Source organism: Paramagnetospirillum magnetotacticum MS-1 (assembly GCF_000829825.1).
GTDB lineage: Bacteria > Pseudomonadota > Alphaproteobacteria > Rhodospirillales > Magnetospirillaceae > Phaeospirillum > Phaeospirillum magnetotacticum.
On the sequence record NZ_JXSL01000030.1, the window covers coordinates 242,794 to 267,476 of the forward strand.

Genomic DNA, 24,683 nt, shown 5'->3' on the forward strand with positions numbered 1-24,683 from the left:
CCATCACTTCTCAGGAAGGTGAGCCCATCGACTCAGGAAAACAGATTGACCACGGACCCCGGCTGATAGGTGTCGTTGGTCTGGGCCTTGACGATTTTTTCATTCTGCTGCTGCTGCGACTCGAAGCTGACTGACAGGGCCTGCAGTTGCGAGGCGATTTCCAGCTTCATCTGCTTGGCCTGTTTGGCCACATCCTTCTTGATGTCGGCCGCCTGGGTCTGCTGGTGGTCCTCAATCTCCGAGATGCGGTCCTGCACCCGGGTTACCTCACCAGCCGCCATATCCAGGCGATTGTAGAGCTGCGACACCAGTTGGTTCGCACGGGTAAGACCCGCCGCCAACTCGACGCTGGAGCCGGTCGGGGGCTTGGCCTGATCGTCGTCCGCCGAAAAATGCTTGATACCGATACCGTTCAGGCGGATGTCGCCCACACCCTCATCGCCGTAGAATGAGAATTCCGTCCCGTCGACATTGGGCAGGCGGCTCAAGGATTCATTCAGACTGTCGACGCTGGCATTGTATTCTGTGGCATCGGGCGTATCGCCAGCCGCGGCGTGGAGCTGCAAGGAGGCGTTCTGCAAATCCAGATCGCCGATCTTATCGAGAGTCTCGGCCACCTGGGCGACGGCATTGGACACCAGATTCTGGTAATCCTGAAGCTTCGGCAGTTGTTCCTTCAGCTTGCTAAGCTCAGTGTCAAGCGAGGTATCATAGGTGTCCATCGCCTTGCGCTGCAGCACCTGCATCTTGTCATTGTACTGATTGGCGTAGGAATTCTGGATATTGGCGAAGGCAAGATTGAAGGCTGGCCGCGCGGACATGCCGGACAGAGTGCTGAGCATCTGGGTAAGATCGCCCGCATAGGCGCTGAGCACGGTATCGGTCAAAATAACCTCCGACGCATTTGGGCGAGTTCTTCACCCGTATTGGAGCCTAGCACCCTTCCGTTAAGAAATCCATAAATCGGCCCCATAGGCAGGGCGGTACGTCGCGGAAGGACCGCGGAGGTTAACGCTTTTCTAACCCTGCGACGCGCAGAATATCAGGCTGAATCAATGATATCCGCCAATGTACCGCAAATCCCGGAGTCTCCCATGACCGAAGAAATCGGTGACCTCTCCTCCCTTCCCCTCCCCGAGCAGGAGGCCCTCAGCCTGGCGGAGGCTGCCATCGCCCTGGACCGGGCCCGCAGCAGCAAGGATCGGGCCGCCGAACTGGTGGCTGCGCTCAATCACAATCTCGAGGTCTGGGTGGCCATCCGCTCCCTGGCCCGGTCGCCGGGCAGCCCCCTGCCGCCCGATCTCAAGGCCAATCTGATCCGGCTCAGCGAATTCGTGGCGCACACCACCTTCACCAATGGCGCCACCATTGGGGATTCGTCGCTGAACACCCTGATCAACATCAATATGCAATTGGCCGAAGGGCTTCTGGAAGGCCAGAAGAACGCGGGCGGCGCCACCACGGGCTGATCAGCCCGCAAGCGCCTGCAACTCCGTGCGCACCGTTCCCAGGACCGGTGCCCACCCCTCCCCCTGCCGCGCCCGGAACAGACGGGCGGTGGGATACCAGGGGCTGTCGTCGCGGTCCAGCAACCAGCGCCAGTCGGGAAATGCCGCCAGGACCACCCAGACGGGACGCCCCAAGGCACCGGCCAAATGGGCGGGCGACGTACACGACGAGATGATCAGATCCAGCCCCGCCATAGCGGCGGCGGTCTGGCTGAAATCGCTCAGTTCCGGCCCGAGATCGACGAAGTTAGCGGGCATGGCCCGCCCCTCCAGGGCGGCGGCGGCCGGGCCTTTCTGCAAGCTGAAGAACGTAACGCCCGGCACGTCGAGCAAGGAAAGATAGGGGGCCAATCCGGGAGAGCGGCGCCAGTCATAACCGGCCTCGGGATTGCCGCCCCAGACCAGCCCGACCTTCAACCCGCCATAGGATTCCAGCCGCGCCCGCCATGCCTCTACCGCTGCTGGGTCCGGGGTCAGATAGGGGATGGCGGCTGGAATGGTCTGCAGCGTGGTGCCGAACGCATAGGGCAACGACATCATGGGCACCATGAGGTCCGGCTGCGCCATCTCTTGGCCCGGCTCCACCGTCGAGGCCACACCGGGCACCGTCGACAGCAGAGCGCCAAGCCCCGACTGGCAGCCCACCACCACGCGGGCGCCACGCCGGGCCAAGGGCTCGGCATAGCGGACGAACTGAATATTGTCGCCGAATCCCTGCTCGCCCACCACCAGTACGGTTTCGCCCTTCAGGGGCTGCCCCCGCCAACGGGGGCCGGGAACCGGCGGCTGAGGCCTGTGTTCATTGAGGGACAGGCCGCGGCGGTAATCGCCCTGCAGCAGCAGCAACTGCCCCAGGGACATGCGCAACAGGGGATCCTTCGCTCCGGCGTCCAGGGCGGCACGATAGATGGCAACAGCCCCGGCGAGATCACCCGCCTCGATGCGTGCGAAGGCCTCGGCGAAGGGATCGCCCGCCAAACTCTTAGGACCTTGCCCGTCGTCTGGCGAGGATGGTGTCGAGCTTCATGGCGATCTCCGTTCCCAAGGTTTCGGGAGTAGCCAGAGACGAGGCCAGAACCCGGTCCCGCAACTCGGCCCGAATGGCCCCAAGCCTGGGATCCATGGCCAGAGTGGCGGCCTTCTCCACATATTCGGCTTCGCTGCCAGCGATCCATTGGTCGCAGCCTGCGGCGCGCAGGATCGAGGCCCCCACCCGCCCGGCCCGGCAATCGGAACGCAAGGTCACCACCGGCACCCCCATCCACAAATCGGTGGCGGTCTCAGCGGCACCGGTCACGGGCACGGTATCGAGGACCACATCGACCATGTGATTGAAGGCACGGGCCGCGGACATCCCGGCCTGCTCCACCGGCTCCTGGAAATGGACCCGGTTGGCCACGCCATATTCGGCGAAAGCCGCCAGGGCCCAGTCGGTCAGTTCCTCTTCCCATGTATCGCGGCCGCCGATCAGCAGACGCGATCCGGGAACGGCGCACAGAACCCGCGACCACAAGGCGACGGACGCATCGTTGAAGCGTGCGGGATCACCATGCACGCCGAACATTGCAAAACCACGGGTATTGCGCGGCAGATCAAGGATCTCATCTTCGGCCCCCAGGCTCTTGGGGAAGTCGAAGGCCAGCAGACGGCTCACCTCGAGGACCTGATCCGGGCCGTAATTCCTGGCGTCGATCTCCAGGGTCTCGGCATCGGAAATGACCAATGCGGCACCCGGAATGCGATCGCATACGGGCCAGGTCACCCAATGCACCACCAGAGGAACGCGCTCACCTTTGAAGACCGGGAAACGGGCGTGATCGGCGGGGGCGCAAAGATTGATCAGACAGCCGATCTTGTCGCCGCCCACGATGCGCCCCAGGGTGGCATCATCGATATTGGTGCTTTGCCGCGGGCGCATGGCGGCGGAGCGCATCACCTCGCTCATATGGTCCTGACGGGGGTTGAGGCCGTAAAGCACCACATTGGGAATATTTCGGGTCACCGGCGCCACGCACTGGATCAAAGGACTGTCATAGACCTGATCCCACATCACTCCGAACAAGGTGGTGTCGGCGTCGATATCGGCCTTGACCCGGCGCAGCGGCGCTTCGCGCTCGGCAAGATAGGCATCGATGATGGCGTTTGCCGCCGGGCGGCAAAGATCCGACTGGAAGACCAGAGTTCCGGCCAGATGAGCGCGCAATTTCTCGTCGCCTTCCGACAAATCCCAGGCCAGCTTCTGGTGGGCGAGCGCCGCCGAGTGACGGACCTCGCCCATCAGCGCCTCACCCATCAGGGCGTGCAGCCAGGGATCGGCGGGCTTGTGATGCAGGGCGGCGCGCAGCATGGCCGAGGCCGCGGACGGACGGCCCAGGGCCAGCAGGGTGCGCGCCGCCACCATCATGCAATCCACATCGTCGGAGTGGACGCGCAGATGCTTTTGCGCCTGCAACAGGGCCTCGTCCAGCATGCCCAATTGCAACGCCGCCTCGGCATTGGTGGCGTGGTGGGAGATGTTGACGTTGCGGATGGCCTCCATATAGGACGCCATATTGTTGGGCAGCAGGGCGGCGGCATCGGGACGCGGCTTCAGGCAGACCGCCAGCTTGCCGTAATAAAGCCCATCGGTCAGACGGCCGATGCGGGTGCACACGGCGGCCAGGCCATCGACCAATTCGCGGCAATCGGGGTTATGGGTGAGCCCGCGCTCCATCAGCTGGATGGCCAGACCAGGGTCACCGCTGTAGAAGGAGATCATGCCCATGGCGAGGAAGACGTAGGGGTTGGTCGATCCCTCGCCCAGGCGCCGGCGGCAATATTCCAGAATTTCCTCGGAAAGCTCGTTTTCGATCATCCCGGACAGGGCCTGGATGTCGGCGGTGATTTCATCCGTCATAACGCCACTCCGTCACCTTCTCGAACAGCTCCTCGTCGGATTCGAAGACTTCGATGTTTTCAAAGAACCAATCGGTCTGAATGGCCAGAACCCGGAGGATATCGGTGAATTCCTCCTCGATGATGGTCCAGAATTCGTCCGTGCGGTCCGGCGGCGTCACCCGCCTGGCGTAAAAGGCCAGGCACATGGCCGACATCAGCAAGGTGCCGCGAATGAAATACTGGGCGGCGCTGGGCTTGCCGTCGATCTCGGCGATCAGCACATTGCCCAGATGCAGCATCATCTTGTTGAGGTCGCGGTCGCAATCGTCGAGTACGCCCTGAACTCTGTCCAGCAGGGCCTTGATGGTCTCGGGCCAATCGGCCCGCCCCCAGCGTTCCTCGAAATGCCCCTCCTGGGAGGGAAGCAGACAACGCTCCCAGGCCTTGGCCAGATCGCGGGCCTTGGTCTCCGGCGTGGAGGTCAGCTTAATGGAGGCCGAACTCATGGGCCGCGTATTCTCGATCAGCAGACCATCGCTGCAATTGAACACCTCGACCGCCGGGCGATAGCGGCCGATGGCGCGGGCCAACGCGTCACGGGTCCACAGCATGATGGCCTCGGTATGGGCGAGTCCGCCGAAATTGGCCACGTCCACCTGATCGAAGACGGTGTCGAAATTCATGGCTCCATCCATGCCATCCTTCTGATCGTCATCGTGACGGTACAGAGAATCCTTGGAATGGTGACGCCCCTGGCTCTTGGTACCCAGATCCACGCCGAACAGGTAAAGCTCGCGGAACCCCATGGCCAGGGCCGCCGCCAGACCGGTATTGGTCACGGTGGGACCCGATTCGTCCAAGGTATGGGGATCGCCGGGGCTGAAGATGGTGTAGGAGCTGAGTGAGTTGCGGAAATAGAAAACCGGGGTCTTGAACATCTCCTTGACGCGGGGATCGACCGTGTTGGAGGCGATCAGGACCGTATCGCCATAGCCGAATTCGTCATCCACCGCCTTGAGTGCCCGGTAGGGGGCCGCCCCATTTTCCAGCAGCATCTGGAAATCGGGTTTGATTCCGTTGGCCATCAGGACGCGGGCCGCCGTGCCGCATGAAATGATCACCGCGCGGTCCTTATAGGCCTTGATCACCTCGATATCGTCATCGAGCGAGGGCCCGGAACCGACGATGAAGACCGGCGTCGGCATGGGAAAGGGACTCTGCTTGAAGACCCGGTAATACCCTTCCCGGAGATTCATATAGGACGCCCGCACCATTTCCATCTCGTCATGGAAAAAGCCCAGTCCCATGCCGATCAGCTGGGCATCACGGTAGAATTCGGTGATGGCCGCGTTCAGGATCGGGCTTTGATAGGCCATCTGATAGCGGGTCCAGTCCACCATGATGGGGCTGGAGAAGCGGAGATGCGCCCGTACCCTGCGGGCGATGTCGCCCGGTTGGTCAGAGACCAGGATAGTGACGTGCTGCTGCCCCTGGGCCGTGCGTTCCAGGATCGGCTCCCAATCCATCACCGCCAGGGAATGATAGAGAAAATCCAGATTGGGCTCGACGATGCAGACCGAGATGGGCTCCACCTGCTCGAGCAGCAGCGGGATGTGATAGCCCAGGCCCAGACCGAAGCTGACCAGATGGAAGGCCTTTGGTTCGGAAGGGTAGTGCAGGAATTCAAGACCGGCTTCGGTCCCGCGTTTGAGAATGCGGTTGAGAAAGCGGTTGGTGACAAGATCGACGTTACGGCTGGACAGCGGCGCCATGTTGACGCGGGATTCAGGCGCCAGGGCCAGGGCCTTGGCCGTCCCTTCGGACCGCTGGCGTCCGCCTGGCCCATAGAGAAACTCGCCGCGGAACTCCACGTCCCAATCGCCGTCCACATTGCGCACCAGCTTGCTTTGCGGCGTATGGCTACTGAGTTGGGCCGCCAATTGCGGCGCCCATGTATGAAAGGCCTTCAGATTGGCGGAGATCAGATCTTTATCCACCCCAGCTTCGATACTCATCTCGCCTTGAAGCCTCCAACTGAATCACCGATCGCCGGATTTTCGATCAGGCCCTTCAAAAAAGAAAAGAGGTGGCAAAGCCACCTCTTTCCCCTAAAAACGCGCCACCCGAATTAACGGAACAGCGACAGGATCGACTTTTCGTTCTGACCGGCGAAGGACAGCGCCTGGATGCCCAGCTGCTGGCGGGTCTGCAGGGCCAACAGGTTGGCGCCTTCCTCGTTCAGATCGGCAAGGGTCAGCTTGCCCGAACCGGCCTGGAGCAGATCGACGTAGTTCTTGGTGAAGTCCAGACGGGTGTTCAGCAGGGCCACGTTGGTACCCAGGTTCTGAGCGTGAGACCGCAGGGTCTGCAGGTTCTCGTCCAGCTTGGTCACCAGGCCTTGCACCACACCGGTCAGCTTGGAGTCCAGAACGTACTGGCCCGACACGTTGCTGACGGTCGTACGAGCGGAGATCTGGGCGCCATAGGCGACGGTCAGATCGCCACCGGAGGCATAGGCCTGACCGCGAACCTTACCGCTGGCATTGGAGATCATGCCAGTGGAGTTACCGATCGCGCCCGCCGACTGGGTACCAGCCGTACCGACAGCACCGATGGTCAGAGTGGCCGTGAGGGCCGAGCCATTGGTGAAGGTATCGGTGGTGGTGAAGGTCGTTCCGGTGTTACCGGCAGAGCCGACGGTGAAGGTCAGCGCCTCGCCAGCATAGCTGAAGGTGTAGGTGCCCGAAGCCAGCGAAGAGCCGGTCAGACCGTTGAAACCAATGGTCAGATTGGAGCCGCTGGCCAGAGCCGAAGCGCTGATGCCGCCGCTGGTGGAACCGGCATATTCGACGGCGAAACGGGTGCCGTTCTGAATGCTGCCAGCGGTCACGTTATAGGTGTCGCCGTTGGTCTCGGTGCCGACGCGGAAGGCGAAGTTGTCGCCATTGGCCACGGCGGTGGAGGTGGTGAACGCCTCGTAGTCCGAACCATTCTCGGTCAGCGAACCCTGCGAGTAGACAGTGAACGACAGGGTGGCGGAGCCGTAGGAGAAGGTGTAGGTGCCCGAGGTCAGCGTCGTGGCGGTACCGGCATAGGTGGTGCGCACGATGCCCGAACCCAGGTCGACCGAGCTGGCGTCCTGGAAGTTCAGCTGGAAGCCACCATTGGAGGTCACGGCCTTGGAGATGTTCAGGCCGGTGGCGCCGACGCGCACGTCGACCGAGGTCACCTCGAGGGTGGAACCGGTCAGGTTCGAGAAGCTGACGGTCAGGGTCTGGCCCTTACCGGCGACCAGGTTCTGGCCCTGATACTGGCTATCGAGAGCCAGGTTGTCCAACTGGCTGCGCAGAGCGTTGAACTGCTGCACCAGGCTGCCGATCTGCGAGCTCGAAGCGGACTGCGCGTTCAGCGCAAGACCCTTGAGCTGCTTCACCAGGGTCGAAACACCGGAGATGCCCTGCAGAGCGGTGGACAGGGACGAAACGCCCTGGTCGATGTTGTCTTTCTTGCCCTGGAAGTCGCTGGCGCGATCGGACAGGGCCTTGGACTGGAAGTAAGCCACCGGATCGTCAATGGCGCTGGCGACCTTCAAACCGGTCGACAGACGGCTCTGAGTACGATTCACGAGGCCTTGGGTGGACTGCAGCGCAAGCAGGTTGCTGCGGACAGCAGAAGTAAGGGTGACGTCTGACATAACTAGTCTCCTTTCTAGAGAGGCCGGTGCGATTCTCGCCCCGGGCTTCCTTACATTCCCCGCAACCGGCAAGCCACTGGCTGCGGGTCGCATGCAGGGAGCACACTTCCTAACAGCACCACTCTAGAACAAATACCAGCCCTTTCGCAACTGGATTTTTGCCCATCACTTCAATGTGATGGCATATCCCGGAGTAAAGGATTTGTTAACTATGGCCGGACTTCGCCGCATCCCAGAACATGTCGGCAAATCTCGTGTATATGCAAAGTAATTGCAGCCGGGAATCCCTAAAGACCACAGTGATAACCTTCTAGCTATCATTTGATAGCGTAAAAATAGCGCAGCATCTGTGCCAGCACCGGGCAACGACGACCATCACCCATGGGGCGCGGCCAGAGCAAGGGGCCTCTCCGACGGGCGGGAGGCCCCTTGTGCTGGAAGATGACCTGCCAGCGCGGCCCTAGACAGCCGGCTTTTTCTTGGCGGGAGCCTTCTTGGCCGCGGCCTTCTTGGGAGCCGCCTTCTTGGCGGCGGGTTTCTTGGGAGCGGCATCGGCCTTGGCGGACGGAGCGGCCTTGCGTCCCCGGACGGGCTTGGCCGGTCCCTTGGCCGCCTTGGCGGCGATCAGGACCAGGGCGGCCTCCAGGGTCACGGTATCGACCGAACTGTCCTTGGGCAGGGTGGCGTGCACGCCGTCGCGCGACACATAGGGGCCATAGCGCCCCTCATGCAGGGTGACCGGCTTGCCCTCATGCTCGCCCAAAGTCTTGAGCGGCCCGGAGCCGCCGCGCCCCTTGGCCTGGGACAGCAGCTCCATGGCACGGTTCATGCCGATGACCAGCACGTCATCGTCCTTGGCCAGCGACTTGTAGGTGCCGTCATGGACCACATAGGGGCCGAAACGGCCCACACCGGCGCTGATGGATTTGCCTGTCTCGGGATGGGTGCCGACCAGACGCGGCAGTTCCAAGAGGCGGCAGGCGATGTCCAGGGTGACGTCGGCGGGTTCCAGCCCCTTGTAAAGAGAGACGCGTTTGGGCTTAGGGGTCTTGGCCGCCTTGGCCTTCTTTCCCTTCTCCGGCACGGGAGCGGGCTCGGCCTTCATCGTCGATTCATCGCCCAGCTGGACATAATGGCCATAGGGGCCCTTGCGTAAAGAGACGGGCAACCCGCTGGCGGGATCGTTGCCCAGTTCCTTGGGGCCTTCGCGCACCTCCTCCTCGCCCTCTCCCCCGGTGGTCAGCGGCCGGGTGAAGCGGCATTCGGGATAGGCGGAGCAGCCGATGAAGGCCCCGAACTTGCCCAGCTTCAGCGACAAACGCCCGGCGTTGCAGGTGGGGCAGGAACGCGGGTCGTGGCCCGTACCGTTATCGGGAAAGAAGTGCGGCCCCAGGAGTTCGTCCAGGGCATCGAGAACCTGGGCGACGCGCAGATCCTTGGTCTCGTCCACGGCGCCCGAGAAGTCGCGCCAGAACCGATCCAGCACCTTGCGCCACTCGTCCCGGCCGCCGGAAATATCGTCCAACTGGTTTTCCAGATCGGCGGTGAAATTGTATTCCACATAGCGGCCGAAAAAACTTTCCAGGAAGGCGGTGACCAGACGGCCGCGATCCTCGGGGATGAAGCGCCGCTGATCCAGGCGGACGTAATTGCGCTCCTGCAGCACGGACAGGATGGAGGCATAGGTGGACGGCCGCCCGATGCCCAGTTCCTCCATGCGCTTGACCAGACTGGCTTCGGAGAAACGGGGCGGCGGCTGGGTGAAGTGCTGCTCGGTGCGCATGGCCTTGCGGTCCATGGAATCCTTTTCATTGACGTCGGGCAGCAGCTTTTCCGCATCCTCGTCGTCGGAATCGTCCTTGTCCTCGCGGTAGACCTTCATGAAGCCGTCGAACACCACCACCGAACCGGTGGCGCGAAAGACGATTCCGTGCTGGTCGCCCGCGATATCGACGCCCACCTGATCCAGTTCGGCGGCGGCCATCTGGCTGGCGAGCGTCCGCTTCCAGATCAGTTCGTAGAGACGCAGCTGGTCCTTGTCGAGGTAGCGGGCCACGTCCTCGGGACGGCGCGCCAGATCGGTGGGACGGATGGCCTCGTGGGCTTCCTGTGCGTTCTTGGCCTTGGTCTTGTAAAGGCGCGGCGCGTCCGGGACATAGGCCTTGCCGAAATCCTCGGCGATCACGGCGCGGGCCCCTGCGATGGCCTCGGCGGCCATCTGCACGCCGTCGGTTCGCATATAGGTGATCAGACCCACCGTCTCTCCGCCGATATCCACACCTTCATACAGGCGCTGGGCCAGTTGCATGGTGCGCGCCGCGGCGAAATACAGCTTACGGCTGGCTTCTTGCTGGAGCGTCGAGGTGGTAAAGGGCGGATAGGGATTGCGCTTGGTGCGCTTGCGCTCTACCGAGGCGACCGAGTAGCGGGCACTGGCCGCCTTCTTCTCGGCGTCGCGGGCCAGGGCTTCCGAGGACAGGTCGAACTTGTCCAGCTTCTTGCCGCCCAGATGGGTCAGCCCCGCCGACAGCAGCGCCCCCTTGGGCGTCAGGAAATCGGCGGCGATGGTCCAGTATTCGCGGGGGCGAAAGCTCTCGATTTCGGATTCGCGTTCGCAGATCAGGCGCAGCGCCACCGACTGCACCCGTCCCGCCGAGCGCGAGCCCGGCAGCTTGCGCCACAGAACCGGCGACAGGGTGAAGCCCACCAGATAATCCAGCGCGCGCCGCGCCAGATAGGCGTCAACCAGCTCCTGATGGATTTCGCGGGGATTGCGCATGGCGTCGAGTACGGCGGACTTGGTGATCTCGTTGAAGACCACCCGTTTGACCTCGACCCCCTTCAGCGCCTTCCTGGCTTCCAGCACCTGGCGCACATGCCAGGAAATGGCCTCGCCCTCACGATCCGGGTCGGTGGCCAGGAACAGTTTGTCGGCACCCTTGACGGCGGCCACGATCTCCTTGATCTGGCGCTCGGACTTGGCATCCGTCTCCCAGTCCATGGCGAAGCCCTCGTCGGGCCGCACCGAACCGTCCTTGGGCGGCAGATCGCGGATATGGCCGTAGGAGGCCAGCACGTGGAAGTCGCTGCCCAGATATTTATTGATGGTCTTGGCCTTGGCCGGAGACTCGACGACGACGACTTTCATCCGCACCCGATCACATCCGAGGGGCAAGGAATCTCAGCCGACCAGCAGCGAGACCCGATTGCCGGGATGGCGTTCCAGACGACCTGCCAGTTCGATCTCCAGCAGGACCCAGGACACCATGGAGGGTGACAATTGGCATTGGCGGATGATTTCGTCAACCATCACCGGTGCGGGCCCCAAGGCCTCGGCCACCTGAGAGCGGGCCCGATCCAGCTCGGACTCGTCGGGCTCGACTGGTCCTGAGGCGCGGAAATCGGCGCGTTTGCCCTCGGCCAGGGGGCGGCGCAACAGATCGCCCAGCACATCGGTCACATCGGTGACACTTTCCGTCAGGGTGGCGCCATTGCGGATCAGATCATTGGGTCCGGCGGCGCGCGGATCCATGGGCGAGCCCGGCACCGCGAAGACTTCACGCCCCTGATCGGCGGCGAACCGCGCCGTGATCAGCGAGCCCGAGCGGGCATTGGCCTCGACCACCACCACGCCTAAGGACAGACCCGAGATAATGCGGTTGCGCCGGGGAAAATAGCTGGCCTGGGGCTGGGTCCCCACTGGCATTTCGGACACCACGGTGCCCGCCGCGCAGATCTCGCGCCACAGATCGGTGTTTTCCGGGGGATAGACAACATCGACGCCACCAGCCAGCACCGCCACGGTGCCCGAGGCCAATGCGCCTTGATGGGCGGCGGTATCGATACCGCGCGCCATGCCGCTGGTCACCACATATCCGGCCCGGCCCAGATCGGCGGCCAGACGCCGCGCGAAATTGCGGCCATTGAGCGAGGCATTGCGGGCGCCGACCATGGCCACCATGGGCTTGGCCAGAATGGAAGAATTGCCCAGCACCGAAAGCAATGGCGGCCCATCGTCCAGCGCCGCCAGCCAGGCGGGATAGCCCGGTTCGCATAGACCCAGAAGCCGCGCCCCCACCCGCTCGGTCGCCTCCAATTCGCGCTCGGCATCGGATTTGGGACAGATCCGGATAGGACGGCGCGCCCCGCCCCGCCTGGCCAGATCGGGCAGGACCGCCAGAGCCTCACCGGCCGAGCCGAAGCGTTCCAGCAAACGCGAGAACGTGCGCGGCCCCACATTCTCGCTGCGGATCAGCCGCAACCAGTCGAACCGTTCAGCGGCTGAAAGTTGCCTCTTGCCCTCGTCCATGGCGTGCAGAGTGGCCGCTTGCATGCAATCGGTCAAGGGGTGGAAAGGGCCTATTTCTCCCGGGTGGTGATGGCCTTTCGGGCCAGGATCTGGTCGCAGACCGAATTGGTATCCCAGGATGAATGCTTGCCCAAAGCGGGCCGGATGGTTTCCCAGGACTCGGTAAAGGCCTTGCGGCCCAGGTCGCGGAGATAGACCAGGAAGTCCCAGGCGGGGGCATCCTTGGAATAGACGCCCAGCTTGACCATCTCCTCGTCGGCATGGATGCGGTGCAGATTGACCCGGCGATAGGGATGCTGGCCGGGCGGCGGCTCCTTGATCATGTCGGCGTCCACCAGACGGTTGATGGTCTCGATGGCGTTGACCTCGTGCACCAGGGAGGCGTTGAAGGCCACTTCGTTGAGACGGTCCAGCACCTGGCGCCCACCCTTGGGCGGCGGGCCGTCGCGGTGCAGCGGGTTCAGCGTCACCAGGACCAGATCCTCGGCATTGGTTTCGCGCAGCCGCTCTACCAGGGGGGTCAAGGGCGGATTGCCCATATAGCCGCCATCCCAATAATGGTGATCGCCGATACTGACCGTATGCAATGAGGTGGGCAGATTGGTCGAAGCCCGCACCGCGTCGGGTGACACCGCGCCGTCGATGAACAACTGGCGGCGGCATTCGCCGATATCGGTGGCGGCGACGATCAGGGTGGGCGTCCCCTCTTGCGGCAGGGCGAAGATGGCGGGAATCTGGGGCAGCACATCCCTCAGCACGGCAGTGAGATAGGTGCCCAGACCCGATTCCGCCGCCGGGGTATTGCCGCCCGCCACATCCGCCCAACGGGCGGCGGGGGTGTCGTCGATATTCCAGTCCTGGGCCAGACCGATGGCGGCCACGAAGGGATTGCCGCCCCAGAAGGCGGCGCGGGCCACCGTCTCCCATAATTCACGGATCTTGGTGCGCGCCGCTTCGGCCATGCGCCGGGACCGCGCGCTGGCGGGGCCTGGCTGGGCGGCGCCTTCATGATAGCCATAAGCCATGGCGGTGGCGGTCAGGGCCCCCGACGAGGCTCCGCTGACGCCGACGAATTCGATTTTTCCGGTGGCGGCTTCTTCCAGCAAGGCGTCGAGCACGCCCCAGGTAAAGGCTCCGTGCACACCGCCGCCCTGCAAGGCCAGCGCGATCCGATGGGGCTTTCCCATGAGTGATTCTCCCTCCGATGACGGTTGGCGTCATTATTTTTTCCAAGCGTACCGCGACCGCGACCCAGGAAGCAACCGTGGGTATCGTGACGGACTCTTCCCCGATTGGAGATCGGAGACGGGCACGTTATGCTGGCCGTCCTTTTCATAAGGGCGCGAAGGGATCCGCCATGAGCGACACCGCCGGAACACCCGGACTGCAACGCGTCTTCCCTCGGGGCACGGTCATTTTCAAGGAGGGTGACACCGGGCGCGAGGCCTATCTGCTGCAGCAGGGCACGGTGCGCGTCTTCAAGACCGTGGCCGGGCGCAAGATCACCATCGGCCGCCTATGGCCCTTTCAGGTGTTCGGCGAAATGGCCCTGATCGACGACAGCCCGCGCATGGCGTCGGCCCTGGTGGATGACGACGCCACCTGTCTGGTCCTGACCAAGGACGCCATCCGCGCCATGATGGATCAGGCGCCGCCGGGTCTGAACACCCTGATCCTTTCCCTGCTATCCACCATCCGCGAAATGGGCTCGGAACTGGCCGATGCGCGGGCCACCCTGGCCGAGCACGGGGTGGAATGATCCAGGTCCTGGCGGCCCTGGCGCCGATCATCGCCCTGATCGCGCTGGGCCATCAGATGCGCTCGAAGCGCTGGGTCGGAGATGAATTCTGGGCACCGGCGGAATGGGCCACCTTTCACCTGTTTCTCCCCGCCCTGCTGGTCGCCTCGCTGGCCCGCGCCCGCCTGGAGGGATTGCCGGTCGGCACCATCTTCGCCGTCGAGACGGGAGTTGTACTGGTCATGGCGGCGGTGACGGGACTGGCGGCAAAGGGGCTGGCACGACCGCCATGGTCCCTGGACGGCCCCGCCTTCACCTCGGTGTTCCAATGCGTGATCCGCCCCAACACCTATGTCGCCCTGGCGCTTGGCGCAGGTCTATGGGGCCGTCAGGGCGTGGCGCTCGTCGCCGTCTGCACCGCAGCGGTGATTCCCCTGGTCAACCTGCTCTCCACCCTTGCCATGTTGCATTGGGCCCGCAAGGAGGGGCGGCTGGGATGGCGCGACGCCGTCTTGCCGGTGGTCACCAATCCCTTGATCCTGTCTTGCGCCCTGGGCGCGGCCATCAATGTTTCCGGCTTCGGCCTGCCCCCGGTGGCGGCCTCCATCCTCGACATTCTGGGCGGCGCGTCCTTGCCTCTGGCGCTGTTGTCCATCGGCGCGGGCATCCGTCTCGAAGCCTTAAGACGCCCCGGCCCAGCCGTTTGGCTGTCCATCATTGCCAAGATGATCGCACTCCCCCTGTTGGCGTTCGCAGCCCTGAAATTCGCCGGTCTGAGCGGAGTAGCCTTGGCCGCCTGCGGCATTTATGCCGCCCTGCCCGCCTCTCCCGCCTCCTATGTCACCGCCCGGAGAATGGGCGGCGACGCCGCCCTGGTGGCCACCATTTTGTCGGCCCAGACCATCGCCGGGGCGCTGATCCTTCCCCTGTGGCTGCTGGCGCTGGGTGTCGGCTGAATCCTCTTGCGGCCAAATTAAAAAAACGTATGCTCGTTTAACCAAATTCTCCGGCCTGTAAGAGGGAACGAGCATGACCGGCTTCAATTCCGCGCTGAACTTCGATCTGGGCGAGACCGCCGACATGATGCGCGATTCCGTCGCTGCCTTCGCCGCGGCCGAGATCGCGCCGCGCGCCGCCGAGATCGACCGGTCCAACGAATTCCCCAACGAGCTTTGGCCGCGTCTGGGCCAGATGGGCCTGTTGGGCATCACCGTGGACGAGAAGTACGGCGGCGCCGGAATGGGCTATCTCGAACATGTGGTGGCCATGGAAGAGATCAGCCGGGCCTCGGCCTCGGTGGGTCTGTCCTACGGGGCGCATTCCAATCTCTGCGTCAACCAGATCAAGCGCAACGGCACCGAAGCCCAGAAGATGAAGTACCTGCCCAAGCTGATCTCGGGCGAGTATATCGGCGCGCTGGCCATGAGCGAGCCCAATGCTGGCTCCGACGTGGTCTCCATGAAGCTCAAGGCCGAGAAGAAGGGCGACCGCTACATCCTCAACGGCACCAAGATGTGGATCACCAACGGCCCCGACGCCGATGTGATCGTGGTCTATGCCAAGACCGACGTCACGGCGGGGCCGCGCGGCATCACCGCCTTCCTGGTGGAAAAGACCTTCAAGGGCTTCTCCGTCGCGCAGAAGCTGGACAAGCTGGGCATGCGCGGCTCCAACACCGGCGAACTGGTGTTCACCGACTGTGAAGTGCCGGAAGAGAACGTGCTGGGCGCCGTGGGTAAGGGCGTCAACGTGCTCATGAGCGGCCTGGACTTCGAGCGCGTGGTGCTGACCGGCGGGCCGCTGGGCATCATGGCCGCCTGCATGGACGTGGTGGTTCCCTATATCCACGAGCGCGTCCAGTTCGGCCAGCCCATCGGCACCTTCCAGCTGATGCAGGGCAAGCTGGCCGACATGTACACCACTTTCAACGCCTGCCGCGCCTACACCTATGCGGTGGCCAAGGCCTGCGACCGGGGCGAGACAAGCCGCAAGGACGCGGCCGGGGTGATCCTCTACGGCGCCGAGAAGGCTACCTGGATGGCGCTGGAAGCCATCCAGACCCTGGGCGGCAACGGCTATATCAATGAATACGCCACCGGACGCCTGCTGCGCGACGCCAAGCTCTACGAGATCGGCGCGGGCACGTCGGAAATCCGCCGCATGCTCATCGGCCGCGAGCTGTTCGAAGAGACCAAGTAGCCCCGTCCCACATGCGTCACCCCCGGGCTTGACCCGGGGGCCCATGGATGCCCAGGTCAAGCCCGGGCATGACGAACAAAGAGTGATGCCCATGAGCGTGATCAAATCCTCCGTCAATCCCCGCTCGGACGAGTTCAAGGCCAATGCCGAGGCGACGCAAGACCTGGTGGACGACCTGAAAAAGGTGGTGGCCCAGGTGAAGATGGGCGGCGGCCAAGCCATGCGCGAACGCCATATCGCGCGCGGCAAGCTGCTGCCCAGAGAGCGCATCCGCCGCCTCCTCGACGTGGGCTCGCCCTTCCTGGAATTCTCGCAACTGGCCGCCTGGGACATGTATTCCAAGGACGTGATGGGGGCCGGAATCATCACCGGCATCGGCTCCATCAATGGCCAGGAATGCATGATCGTCGCCAATGACGGCACGGTGAAGGGCGGGTCCTACTATCCGCTGACGGTCAAGAAGCATCTGCGCGCCCAGGACATCGCCAAGGAAAACAATCTGCCTTGCGTCTATCTGGTGGAATCGGGCGGCGCGAACCTGCCCAACCAGGATGAGGTCTTCCCCGACCGCGACCATTTCGGCCGCATCTTCTATAATCAGGCCCAGATGTCGGCGCTGGGCATTCCGCAGATTTCCGTGGTGCACGGCTCGTGCACGGCGGGCGGCGCCTATATCCCGGCCATGTCTGATGAAAGCGTCATCGTCAGGAACCAGGGCACCATCTTCCTCGGCGGCCCGCCCCTGGTGAAGGCCGCCACCGGCGAGGTGGTCTCGGCCGAGGAGCTGGGCGGCGCCGACGTGCATTGCCGCGTCTCGGGCGTCACCGACCACTATGCCCAGGATGACGGCCACGCTTTGGCCATCGCGCGGCGCATCGTCGGCAATCTCAACCGCACCAAGCCAACCAGCCTCAAGATGGCCGCGCCGGAAGAGCCCCTGTACGACCCCAAGGAAATCTACGGCATCATCCCCAAGGACCGCCGCAAGCCCTATGATGTGCGCGAAGTCATCGCCCGCATCGTGGATGGGTCCAGGCTGGACGAGTTCAAGCAGACCTATGGCACCACCTTGGTCTGCGGCTTCGCCCATATCTGGGGCTATCCCGTGGGCATCGTCGCCAATAACGGCATCTTGTTCTCGGAAAGCGCCCAGAAGGGCGCCCATTTCGTCGAATTGTGCAGCCAGCGCGGCATTCCGCTGATCTTCTTGCAAAACATCACCGGCTTCATGATCGGCAAGAAATACGAGGCGGGTGGCATCGCCAAGGACGGCGCCAAGATGGTCACTGCGGTCGCCTGTGCCAAGGTTCCGCGCTTCACCGTCATCATGGGCGGCAGTTTCGGGGCGGGCAATTACGGCATGTGCGGCCGGGCCTACCAGCCCCGCATGCTCTATATGTGGCCGACGGGGCGCGTCTCGGTGATGGGCGGCGAACAGGCCGCAAATGTCATGGCCCAGATCAAGAAGGACGCCATGGAGGCCAAGGGTCAAAGCTGGCCCGCCGAGGAAGAGGAGGCCTTCAAGGCCCCCATCCGCGACCAGTACGAAACCCAGGGCCATCCCTATTACGCCGGAGCGCGGCTGTGGGACGACGGCTTGGTCGATCCGGCCGAGACCCGCATGGTGCTGGCGCTTTCCCTGTCCGCCTCCTTCAACGCCCCCATCGAGCCGACCAAGTTCGGCGTGTTCCGGATGTAAGGCCATGAGCGCCCTTCTCGTCACCTCCCATGACGGCGTGCTGACCATCACGCTCAACAGGCCTGAGCGCCACAACGCCTTCGACGACGCCCTGATCAAGGAATTGGCCGCCGCCTTCCGCGACGCGGCCACGGCACCGGGCATCCGCGCCGTGGTGCTGGAGTCCACAGGGAAAAGCTTCTCTGCGGGAGCCGATCTGGACTGGATGAAGCGTATGGCTGGCTATTCCCATGGGGAAAATCTGGCCGATGCCCAAGCCCTGTCGGACATGCTCGAAGCCATCGATGCCTGCCCCCGGCCCGTCATCGGCGTGGTCCAGGGGGCGGCCTATGGCGGCGGTGTCGGGCTGGTGGCTTGCTGTGATCTGGCCGTGGCGGCCGATAGCGCCAGTTTCTGCCTGTCCGAGGTCAAGTTGGGCATCATTCCGGCGGTGATTTCCCCTTATGTGGTGCGCGCCATGGGAGGCCGTCAGGCCCGGCGCTATGCCGTCACCGCCGAACTGTTCGACGCGGCGCAAGCCCAGGCCACCGGACTGGTGCACGAAGTGGTGCCCGCCGACAAGCTGACCGAGGTCAGGGACAAATGGCTGGCTCGTCTCAAGGGCAACGGACCACAGGCCATGACGGCGGCCAAGACCCTGATCCGCCGCGCCGCCGACCAGCCGCTGGACAATGAGTTGCGCACCTGGACCGCCGAACGGATCGCCGAGCGCCGCGCTTCCGACGAAGGCAAGGAGGGCATCCGCGCCTTCCTGGAAAAGCGTAAACCCGCATGGATCGAGGGATAACCGGACATGTTCGACAAGATCCTCATCGCCAATCGCGGCGAAATCGCCTGTCGGGTCATGCGCACCGCTAAGCGCTTAGGGATCCGCACCGTGGCGGTCTATTCCGAGGCCGACGCCAATGCCATGCATGTGGCCATGGCCGACGAGGCGGTGCTGATCGGCCCGGCCGCCGCATCCGAGAGCTATCTCAAGGGCGATGTCATCCTGGAGGCCGCCAAGCGGACCGGCGCACAGGCCGTCCACCCAGGCTACGGCTTCTTGTCCGAGAATGCCGGATTCGCGGAAAGCTGCGGCCGCTCAGGCGTTACCTTCATCGGCCCGCCGGTGGGCGCCATCCACGCCATGGGCTCCAAGGCGGAATCCAAGCGGCTGATGGAGGCGGCGGGCGTGCCGCTGGTGCCGGGCTATCACGGGAAGGGCCAGTCAATCGAGGAACTGACCCGCGAGGCCGCGCGGATCGGCTATCCCGTCCTGGTCAAGGCGAGCGCGGGCGGCGGCGGCAAGGGCATGCGCGTGGTGACCGAGGCCAGTGGCCTGGCCGATGCGGTGGCCTCGGCCAAGCGCGAGGCCAAGGCGGCGTTCGGCGATGATTCCTTGCTGCTGGAGACCTATCTGGGGCGTCCGCGCCATGTGGAAATCCAGGTCTTCTGCGACACCCACGGCAATGGCGTCTATCTGTTCGAGCGCGATTGCTCCATCCAACGCCGCCACCAGAAGGTCATCGAGGAGGCCCCGGCCCCGGCCCTTTCCGACGAGACGCGGCGCGCCATGGGCGAAGCCGCCGTGGCCGCCGCCCAAGCGGTGGACTATGTGGGCGCAGGGACCGTGGAGTTCCTCTATCAGGACGGCCGCTTCTTCTTCATCGAGATGAACACAAGGCTGCAGGTGGAACATCCGGTCACCGAGATGATCACCGGCCTGGATCTGGTGGAGTGGCAGTTGCTGGTGGCTTCGGGGGGCAAACTGCCCCTGGCCCAGAAACAACTGACCCGCAAGGGCCACGCCTTCGAAGCCCGCCTCTATGCCGAGGACCCTTCGAAGGACTTCCTGCCCGCCATCGGCAGGCTGGTCCATCTGGTCCCTCCGTCAGAAAACCGCCATGTACGCGTCGATACCGGCGTGCGTCAGGGCGACGAGGTCACGCCTTTCTACGACCCCATGATCGCCAAGCTGATCGTCTGGGACGAGGACCGCGACGCGGCGCTCAGGCGTCTGCGCCGGGCGCTGGCCGATTATCAGGTGGCGGGGGTGACCACCAATGTCTCCTTCCTGGGCGCCATCGCGGCGCATCCGGCCTTTGCGCGGCTTGAGATCGACACCGGCTTCATCGAGCGCCACCGCGCCGATCTGCTGCCGCCCCCTGCCCCCATCCCGGCCTTAGGCCTGGCCTTCGCGTCGCTGGCCCTGCTGCTGTGGCGCGAAGAGGACAGCGCCAAGGCGGCCATGGGCTCGGGCGATCCCCATTCGCCCTGGCACCAGACCAATGGCTGGCGGCTCAACGACGACAATCACCACGATTTCCGCTTCCTGGACGCAGGCGAAGAGCGCCGGGTCACCGTGCATTTCGTGGACCAAGGCTGGTCGCTGGACCTGCCCGACCAGACCCTGTCGGCGCGGCGCGCCAGCCTGTCCGGCTCCACCCTGTCGGCGGAAATCGGGGGAGAGCGCCGCACGGCATCCGTGGTCCGCTCCGGCTTCGACCTCACCGTGCTGCACGACGGCCATGTGTGGAAGATCAAACTGGACGACCCCTCCGCCACGGCGGCCGAACGCGAAGGCGGCGACGGGCGTCTGGCCGCCCCCATGCCCGGCACCGTGGTCCAGGTCCTGGTCCAGCCGGGCGATGTGGTCACCGCCGGTCAGCCGCTGATCGTCGTCGAGGCCATGAAGATGGAACACGCCATCAAGGCGCCAGGCGAAGGCAAGGTCGCCGCCATCCACTTCAAGGTGGGCGACACCGTGGCCGAAGGCATCGAATTGCTGGCCTTCGAGGTAAGTAAGTAAAATTGGGCTATCGCCCAAACCTATTTGGGGCTTTTGCCCCAAAGGCGCCAACTTAAGGCCGCGTCATCCCGGACAAGCGAAGCGCGATCCGGGATCCAGGGGGTGCACCTCCAGCCTTCTTCGCGACTCCTGGATCCCGGCTCGAGGCCGGGATGACGAAAGAAAACTGGGGGCGATAGGGCTAAGCTAACTCCTATCGGGCGGCAGTCCCGATAACGACGGGAAGGAACGAACCATGCGTCACCCCAACCGCGTCAAGATCGTCGAGGTCGGCCCCCGCGACGGCCTGCAGAACGAAGCCAAGCCGGTCCCGGTGGAGATCAAGGTCGAGTTGATCGACCGGCTGACCGATACCGGCCTCTCGGCCATCGAATCGGGTAGCTTCGTCAGTCCCAAATGGGTGCCGCAGATGGCCGCCACCGCCGAGGTGATGGCCGCCATCAAGCGCCGGCCGGGCGTTTCCTATCCGGTGCTGACCCCCAATCTGCAGGGGCTGGAAGCGGCGCTGGCCGCAGGCGTCGAGGAAGTGGCGGTGTTCGCGGCGGCCTCCGAGACTTTCTCGCAAAAGAACATCAACTGTTCCATCGCCGAAAGCCTGGACCGCTTCGCCCCCCTGGCCGCGCGGGCCAGGGCGGAAGGGTTGCGGGTGCGGGGCTATGTCTCGTGCACCCTGGGCTGTCCCTATGAAGGCGCCATCGCGCCCAGCGCCGTGGCCGAGGTGGCGGGCAAACTGGCCGCCATGGGCTGCTATGAGATCTCGCTGGGCGATACGGTGGGCGTCGGAACGCCCACCAAGGCCCAGACCATGATCGACGCGGTAACCAATCGCCTGCCGGTGGACATGCTGGCCGCCCATTTCCACGACACCTATGGACAGGCTCTGGCCAATCTGCTGGCCGTCATGGAACGCGGCGTGGCGGTGATGGATTCCTCGGTGGCCGGGCTGGGCGGCTGTCCCTATGCCAAGGGCGCCGCAGGCAATGTGGCGACCGAGGACTTGGTCTACATGCTGAACGGCATGGGCATCCACACCGGCATCGACCTTGACAGGCTGATGGAGGCAGGCTCCTTCATCAGCGCCGCTCTCGACCGCCCCACCGGCTCGAAAGTGGCCCGTGCGCGGGGGTGATTGCCAACTAAGCACTGGTCCACGGCAGCCTCATGGGGTGAAATGGCGCCTTCGAGACCAAGGGACGCTCCATGACCGCCATTCTCGGCACTTATGACCATTACGGCTATGCCGCCATCGCCCTGTTGGGCACCTTTTTCGGTGCATGGTTCCTGCTATGGATAACCCTGCGCTCGCCCTGGGCCGAGGAGGTCCGGCTGTGGCGCGGCGTGTCGCCGCCTTTTCTCGGCGTGGTGGGGGTTCTGTTCGCCCTGACCCTGGCCTTCCTGGCCAACGACACCTGGAACGCCCATGACCGGGCCTTGAATACCGTCTACCAGGAAGCCGACGGGCTGCGCAGCATCGACGCCCTGGCCGAGCATCTGCCCGCCCCGGTCAAGGCTAAGGTGGTGAACGCGGTGCGCGACTATGCCCGCGTCACGGTGACGGAGGAATGGCCTTTGCTGGCCCGGCGTCAGAGCAGCAAGGAGGCTTCGGATCAGTTGGACCGGCTGCTGGCCCTTCTGGCAGGACCCGATGTCTCGGCATCAGCCCCAACCGGGGTGCATGGGCTGATGCTGGCCCAGGCCACCCAGGTCCGCGCCGCCAGGGGATTGCGCATCGCCCTGTCGCAGACTCACGTCAATCCGCTGAAATGGCTGGGGATGGCCTTTCTCGGCTTTCTCACCATGATTTCCATCGCCATGGTCCATGTGGACCAGAGCCGCGCGGAAATCCTTGCCATGGTGATCTTTGCCGCGGCCGCCGCGCCGACGGCAGCCATCGTGCTGGTCCAGGGCAACCCGTTCCAGCCGCCCACAGTGGTTCACGCCGGGCCTATCGCGGCCCTTCTGGATGGCGACGCCAAAACGCGGTGAGGCGATTCTGATCGCCCCTCAAGCGCCGGGCGGGTTTCTCGCGAAACCCTTGGCTTTGTCCGCTCCGCGTTCCCTTTGGTTCGCGGCATAAGCCGCGCGGCCATCGAGATATATCTCGATCCCCCGGAGGGAGGGGCCTAGCCAAATCTCCAGGAGTTTTGGCCTCAGTCCAGCGGAGCGGGAGGGGCGCGGTAAAAGAAGTCGGGATCGGCCAGGGTGGAGGCCGAGACGGTGATCATGGTCTTGGGCTGCAGCTTGCTGAACAGCCGGGCATGCATGATGCCGTCCACATGCTCGAAAATCTTCTCGACCACCCAGATGCTTTTCTTGGTGTCGTGGGCCTTGATGAACATGTCGCCGACCTGTGCATCAACGGACTTGCGCTTAAACATTCCTACTCCCGCCCAATTCACCTTCGATGAGATGATCATCAATGAGGGGTCCGGAACGGACCCACAAGGACAGAGGTTATATGACACAGAGCCCGACGGGAAGCCGTGTCGTGAAATTTGTGCCATGCGAGATAGAGTCCCATGATCGCGACCGATGCCATCGTATTGATTGACTGCGAAAATCTGACCGGCGCCCACCGTCTGGAAACCCTGGGCCGCTGGGCCGGAGCGGACCGCCTGGAACTGTTCGGGCGCGAAGGCTTCATGGCGCCCTGGCGCGCCGCCCTGGCCCGCAAGGGGTTGGTTGCGGCGGCGGAAACCCCGGTTCCCGATGACGCGCCCTCCCAGGCGGCGGACCAGGCCATCGCCCGAACAGTGGACGGATTGATGGCCGCCAGAGCGCCCGGACCGGTGGTGATCGCCTCCAATGACAAGGGCTTTGCCGCCGATATCGCTCGGCTGACGGCGGCGGGCATCCTTGCCCGTCAGGATTTCGACCTGGACGATGCGGGGTTGCTGAGGCTGGTGATCACGGAAATCGCCCGGCCCGACGGCTGGGCCGCCGCCGGAGGGATCGGCGATCATCTGATCAGGCGGTTCGGACTGGATATTCGCGGACGGCTGGGCGCACTGGCGGCCCGGTCCGGCTTTGGCCTGCGGCATGACCGCACCGGCCTGTGGCTCTCCTTGCCGGAGAGCCGGAGATAGGCCGATCAGACCGCCGAAGCGATGCCGTCGTGCTCGTCCTTGGCCAGTTCCCGCTCGACACGGGCGGCATGGCGCCAGGCGCTGATGGAAATACCAAGGCCGGCGATGCTCAGAACACCGATGGCGGCCATCACGATATCCATGGTCGAAAGGATCATCACACTCTCCTTGACCGCACACATCACGCGGCCTGTCCCTGCCCTTTACACCCCTTCTCGCAGATGCGAAAGCCATTGGAGGGCAGCCATGCGCAAACCTCATGCGTGACGATTACCAAGGTCGGCCCCCCAACAATTGCCGCCGCCCTGGCATCGGCCTACCATGAACGGACGGGAGGATAGGGTCATGGTGACACTGCGCCTTCGCGACATTCTGCTGATCGGGGCCGGTCTGGCCTTTCTCGGCTGGGCGGTGGCCCCGCCCTCCTCGTTGTCCCTGAACGAATCCTGCGGTCCCGGCAACGGTCCGCCCATGCTCAGCGCCGCTCTGTTTCCCGGCAGCTTCTGGGAAAAGCAACTGGTCGTGGTTTTGGCCGAGCGGGACGAATTGCTGGCCCGCCCGGCACGGCGCGCCCGCATCGACGCCCAAATCCAGGCCGAGGCTTCTGCCATCGAAGGCCGCATGGAGCGGCTGAACCGGGAGCAAAGCCGCGTCGACGACCGGGCGGAAAAGGAACGCCGGGACATGGCCGAGCAAAGCGCCCGCCTGAAACGGGTCGCCTGGCTGATGGGCTGCGAGGGGGAAATCCGCCAAAGACTGGCTAATTAGACTGCCGCCGCCCG

At 64.1% G+C, this 24,683-nt stretch carries 21 protein-coding genes; 11 read left to right on the plus strand and 10 right to left on the minus strand.

What is annotated here, in order from left to right:
• Positions 1-32: 32 nt before the first annotated feature.
• Positions 33-887 (minus strand): hypothetical protein, encoded by an 855-nt coding sequence (locus CCC_RS13670; protein ID WP_009871089.1) that lies wholly within the window; start codon positions 885-887, stop codon positions 33-35.
• 207 nt (positions 888-1,094) lie between these two features.
• Between CCC_RS13670 and CCC_RS13675 the strand changes: the two genes are divergently transcribed.
• On the plus strand, positions 1,095-1,469 hold the full coding sequence (locus tag CCC_RS13675; protein WP_009871088.1) for a flagellar biosynthesis regulator FlaF: 375 nt from the start codon (positions 1,095-1,097) through the stop codon (positions 1,467-1,469).
• Here CCC_RS13675 and CCC_RS13680 read toward each other — a convergent pair whose 3' ends face one another.
• From CCC_RS13680 to CCC_RS13710, 7 genes are all read right to left on the minus strand, one after another.
• Positions 1,470-2,486, minus strand: coding sequence for a glycosyltransferase family 9 protein (locus CCC_RS13680; protein ID WP_009871087.1), 1,017 nt, complete (start codon positions 2,484-2,486; stop codon positions 1,470-1,472).
• Positions 2,487-2,490: 4 nt separating this feature from the next.
• Complete coding sequence (locus CCC_RS13685; protein ID WP_041041865.1) at positions 2,491-4,404, minus strand: tetratricopeptide repeat protein; 1,914 nt, start codon at positions 4,402-4,404, stop codon at positions 2,491-2,493.
• Positions 4,394-6,400 (minus strand): flagellin glycosyltransferase Maf, encoded by a 2,007-nt coding sequence (locus CCC_RS13690; RefSeq protein ID WP_041041867.1) that lies wholly within the window; start codon positions 6,398-6,400, stop codon positions 4,394-4,396. The genes CCC_RS13685 and CCC_RS13690 overlap by 11 nt, the downstream gene beginning before the upstream one ends.
• Positions 6,401-6,513: 113 nt before the next feature.
• Positions 6,514-8,079, minus strand: coding sequence for a flagellin N-terminal helical domain-containing protein (locus CCC_RS13695; protein ID WP_009871083.1), 1,566 nt, complete (start codon positions 8,077-8,079; stop codon positions 6,514-6,516).
• Between the two features lie 460 nt (positions 8,080-8,539).
• Positions 8,540-11,227 carry a type I DNA topoisomerase gene (gene topA, locus CCC_RS13700; protein WP_009871082.1) on the minus strand — a complete coding sequence of 896 codons (2,688 nt, stop codon included), beginning with the start codon at positions 11,225-11,227 and terminating at the stop codon, positions 8,540-8,542.
• Between the two features lie 33 nt (positions 11,228-11,260).
• Entirely contained in the window at positions 11,261-12,412 is a 1,152-nt protein-coding gene (gene dprA / locus CCC_RS13705) for a DNA-processing protein DprA (RefSeq protein WP_009871081.1), read from the minus strand.
• Positions 12,413-12,438: 26 nt separating this feature from the next.
• The gene (locus tag CCC_RS13710) at positions 12,439-13,575 is read right to left on the minus strand and encodes a patatin-like phospholipase family protein (RefSeq protein ID WP_009871080.1); all 1,137 of its coding nucleotides are present in this window, start codon (positions 13,573-13,575) and stop codon (positions 12,439-12,441) included.
• A gap of 170 nt (positions 13,576-13,745) precedes the next feature.
• Between CCC_RS13710 and CCC_RS13715 the strand changes: the two genes are divergently transcribed.
• The 8 genes from CCC_RS13715 to CCC_RS13750 all read left to right on the plus strand — a co-directional run bounded on the left by CCC_RS13715 (position 13,746) and on the right by CCC_RS13750 (position 22,801).
• Positions 13,746-14,147, plus strand: a complete 402-nt coding sequence (locus tag CCC_RS13715) for a Crp/Fnr family transcriptional regulator (protein ID WP_041041869.1) — start codon at positions 13,746-13,748, stop codon at positions 14,145-14,147.
• The gene (locus tag CCC_RS13720; protein WP_009871078.1) at positions 14,144-15,082 is read left to right on the plus strand and encodes an AEC family transporter; all 939 of its coding nucleotides are present in this window, start codon (positions 14,144-14,146) and stop codon (positions 15,080-15,082) included. The genes CCC_RS13715 and CCC_RS13720 overlap by 4 nt, the downstream gene beginning before the upstream one ends.
• Positions 15,083-15,155: 73 nt before the next feature.
• The gene (locus CCC_RS13725) at positions 15,156-16,325 is read left to right on the plus strand and encodes an isovaleryl-CoA dehydrogenase (RefSeq protein ID WP_009871077.1); all 1,170 of its coding nucleotides are present in this window, start codon (positions 15,156-15,158) and stop codon (positions 16,323-16,325) included.
• Between the two features lie 91 nt (positions 16,326-16,416).
• Positions 16,417-18,024: a carboxyl transferase domain-containing protein gene (locus tag CCC_RS13730; RefSeq protein ID WP_041042400.1), complete on the plus strand. Its 1,608-nt coding sequence runs from the start codon at positions 16,417-16,419 to the stop codon at positions 18,022-18,024.
• A 4-nt stretch (positions 18,025-18,028) separates the two neighbouring features.
• Positions 18,029-18,811 carry an enoyl-CoA hydratase/isomerase family protein gene (locus tag CCC_RS13735; RefSeq protein WP_009871075.1) on the plus strand — a complete coding sequence of 261 codons (783 nt, stop codon included), beginning with the start codon at positions 18,029-18,031 and terminating at the stop codon, positions 18,809-18,811.
• A 6-nt stretch (positions 18,812-18,817) separates the two neighbouring features.
• The gene (locus CCC_RS13740) at positions 18,818-20,815 is read left to right on the plus strand and encodes an acetyl-CoA carboxylase biotin carboxylase subunit (RefSeq protein ID WP_009871074.1); all 1,998 of its coding nucleotides are present in this window, start codon (positions 18,818-18,820) and stop codon (positions 20,813-20,815) included.
• A 235-nt stretch (positions 20,816-21,050) separates the two neighbouring features.
• Complete coding sequence (locus CCC_RS13745) at positions 21,051-21,944, plus strand: hydroxymethylglutaryl-CoA lyase (RefSeq protein ID WP_009871073.1); 894 nt, start codon at positions 21,051-21,053, stop codon at positions 21,942-21,944.
• A 71-nt stretch (positions 21,945-22,015) separates the two neighbouring features.
• Positions 22,016-22,801: a bestrophin-like domain gene (locus CCC_RS13750; protein WP_009871072.1), complete on the plus strand. Its 786-nt coding sequence runs from the start codon at positions 22,016-22,018 to the stop codon at positions 22,799-22,801.
• A 164-nt stretch (positions 22,802-22,965) separates the two neighbouring features.
• Here the strand turns inward: CCC_RS13750 and CCC_RS13755 are convergent, their stop codons facing one another.
• Complete coding sequence (locus tag CCC_RS13755; protein WP_009871071.1) at positions 22,966-23,193, minus strand: hypothetical protein; 228 nt, start codon at positions 23,191-23,193, stop codon at positions 22,966-22,968.
• Between the two features lie 141 nt (positions 23,194-23,334).
• On the opposite strand from CCC_RS13755, the gene CCC_RS13760 reads away from it, so the two are divergent.
• On the plus strand, positions 23,335-23,901 hold the full coding sequence (locus tag CCC_RS13760; protein WP_009871070.1) for a hypothetical protein: 567 nt from the start codon (positions 23,335-23,337) through the stop codon (positions 23,899-23,901).
• A gap of 5 nt (positions 23,902-23,906) precedes the next feature.
• Here CCC_RS13760 and CCC_RS22450 read toward each other — a convergent pair whose 3' ends face one another.
• Positions 23,907-24,059 carry a hypothetical protein gene (locus CCC_RS22450; protein ID WP_160295537.1) on the minus strand — a complete coding sequence of 51 codons (153 nt, stop codon included), beginning with the start codon at positions 24,057-24,059 and terminating at the stop codon, positions 23,907-23,909.
• Between the two features lie 187 nt (positions 24,060-24,246).
• Between CCC_RS22450 and CCC_RS13765 the strand changes: the two genes are divergently transcribed.
• Positions 24,247-24,669 carry a hypothetical protein gene (locus CCC_RS13765; RefSeq protein WP_009871068.1) on the plus strand — a complete coding sequence of 141 codons (423 nt, stop codon included), beginning with the start codon at positions 24,247-24,249 and terminating at the stop codon, positions 24,667-24,669.
• Positions 24,670-24,683: the final 14 nt, after the last annotated feature.

What these genes read in the sequence shown, in the direction of transcription:
- CCC_RS13720 (WP_009871078.1), top strand. Translation starts at nt 14,144, where the DNA reads ATGATCCAGGTCCTGGCGGCCCTGGCGCCGATCATCGCCCTGATCGCG.
- CCC_RS13745 (WP_009871073.1), top strand. Translation starts at nt 21,051, where the DNA reads ATGCGTCACCCCAACCGCGTCAAGATCGTCGAGGTCGGCCCCCGCGAC.
- CCC_RS13690 (WP_041041867.1), bottom strand. Translation starts at nt 6,400, where the DNA reads ATGAGTATCGAAGCTGGGGTGGATAAAGATCTGATCTCCGCCAATCTG.
- CCC_RS13675 (WP_009871088.1), top strand. Translation starts at nt 1,095, where the DNA reads ATGACCGAAGAAATCGGTGACCTCTCCTCCCTTCCCCTCCCCGAGCAG.
- CCC_RS13755 (WP_009871071.1), bottom strand. Translation starts at nt 23,193, where the DNA reads ATGTTTAAGCGCAAGTCCGTTGATGCACAGGTCGGCGACATGTTCATC.
- CCC_RS13715 (WP_041041869.1), top strand. Translation starts at nt 13,746, where the DNA reads ATGAGCGACACCGCCGGAACACCCGGACTGCAACGCGTCTTCCCTCGG.
- CCC_RS13735 (WP_009871075.1), top strand. Translation starts at nt 18,029, where the DNA reads ATGAGCGCCCTTCTCGTCACCTCCCATGACGGCGTGCTGACCATCACG.
- topA (WP_009871082.1), bottom strand. Translation starts at nt 11,227, where the DNA reads ATGAAAGTCGTCGTCGTCGAGTCTCCGGCCAAGGCCAAGACCATCAAT.
- CCC_RS13685 (WP_041041865.1), bottom strand. Translation starts at nt 4,404, where the DNA reads ATGACGGATGAAATCACCGCCGACATCCAGGCCCTGTCCGGGATGATC.
- CCC_RS22450 (WP_160295537.1), bottom strand. Translation starts at nt 24,059, where the DNA reads ATGATCCTTTCGACCATGGATATCGTGATGGCCGCCATCGGTGTTCTG.
- CCC_RS13740 (WP_009871074.1), top strand. Translation starts at nt 18,818, where the DNA reads ATGTTCGACAAGATCCTCATCGCCAATCGCGGCGAAATCGCCTGTCGG.
- CCC_RS13710 (WP_009871080.1), bottom strand. Translation starts at nt 13,575, where the DNA reads ATGGGAAAGCCCCATCGGATCGCGCTGGCCTTGCAGGGCGGCGGTGTG.
- CCC_RS13760 (WP_009871070.1), top strand. Translation starts at nt 23,335, where the DNA reads ATGATCGCGACCGATGCCATCGTATTGATTGACTGCGAAAATCTGACC.
- CCC_RS13695 (WP_009871083.1), bottom strand. Translation starts at nt 8,079, where the DNA reads ATGTCAGACGTCACCCTTACTTCTGCTGTCCGCAGCAACCTGCTTGCG.
- CCC_RS13765 (WP_009871068.1), top strand. Translation starts at nt 24,247, where the DNA reads ATGGTGACACTGCGCCTTCGCGACATTCTGCTGATCGGGGCCGGTCTG.
- CCC_RS13730 (WP_041042400.1), top strand. Translation starts at nt 16,417, where the DNA reads ATGAGCGTGATCAAATCCTCCGTCAATCCCCGCTCGGACGAGTTCAAG.
- dprA (WP_009871081.1), bottom strand. Translation starts at nt 12,412, where the DNA reads ATGCAAGCGGCCACTCTGCACGCCATGGACGAGGGCAAGAGGCAACTT.
- CCC_RS13725 (WP_009871077.1), top strand. Translation starts at nt 15,156, where the DNA reads ATGACCGGCTTCAATTCCGCGCTGAACTTCGATCTGGGCGAGACCGCC.
- CCC_RS13750 (WP_009871072.1), top strand. Translation starts at nt 22,016, where the DNA reads ATGACCGCCATTCTCGGCACTTATGACCATTACGGCTATGCCGCCATC.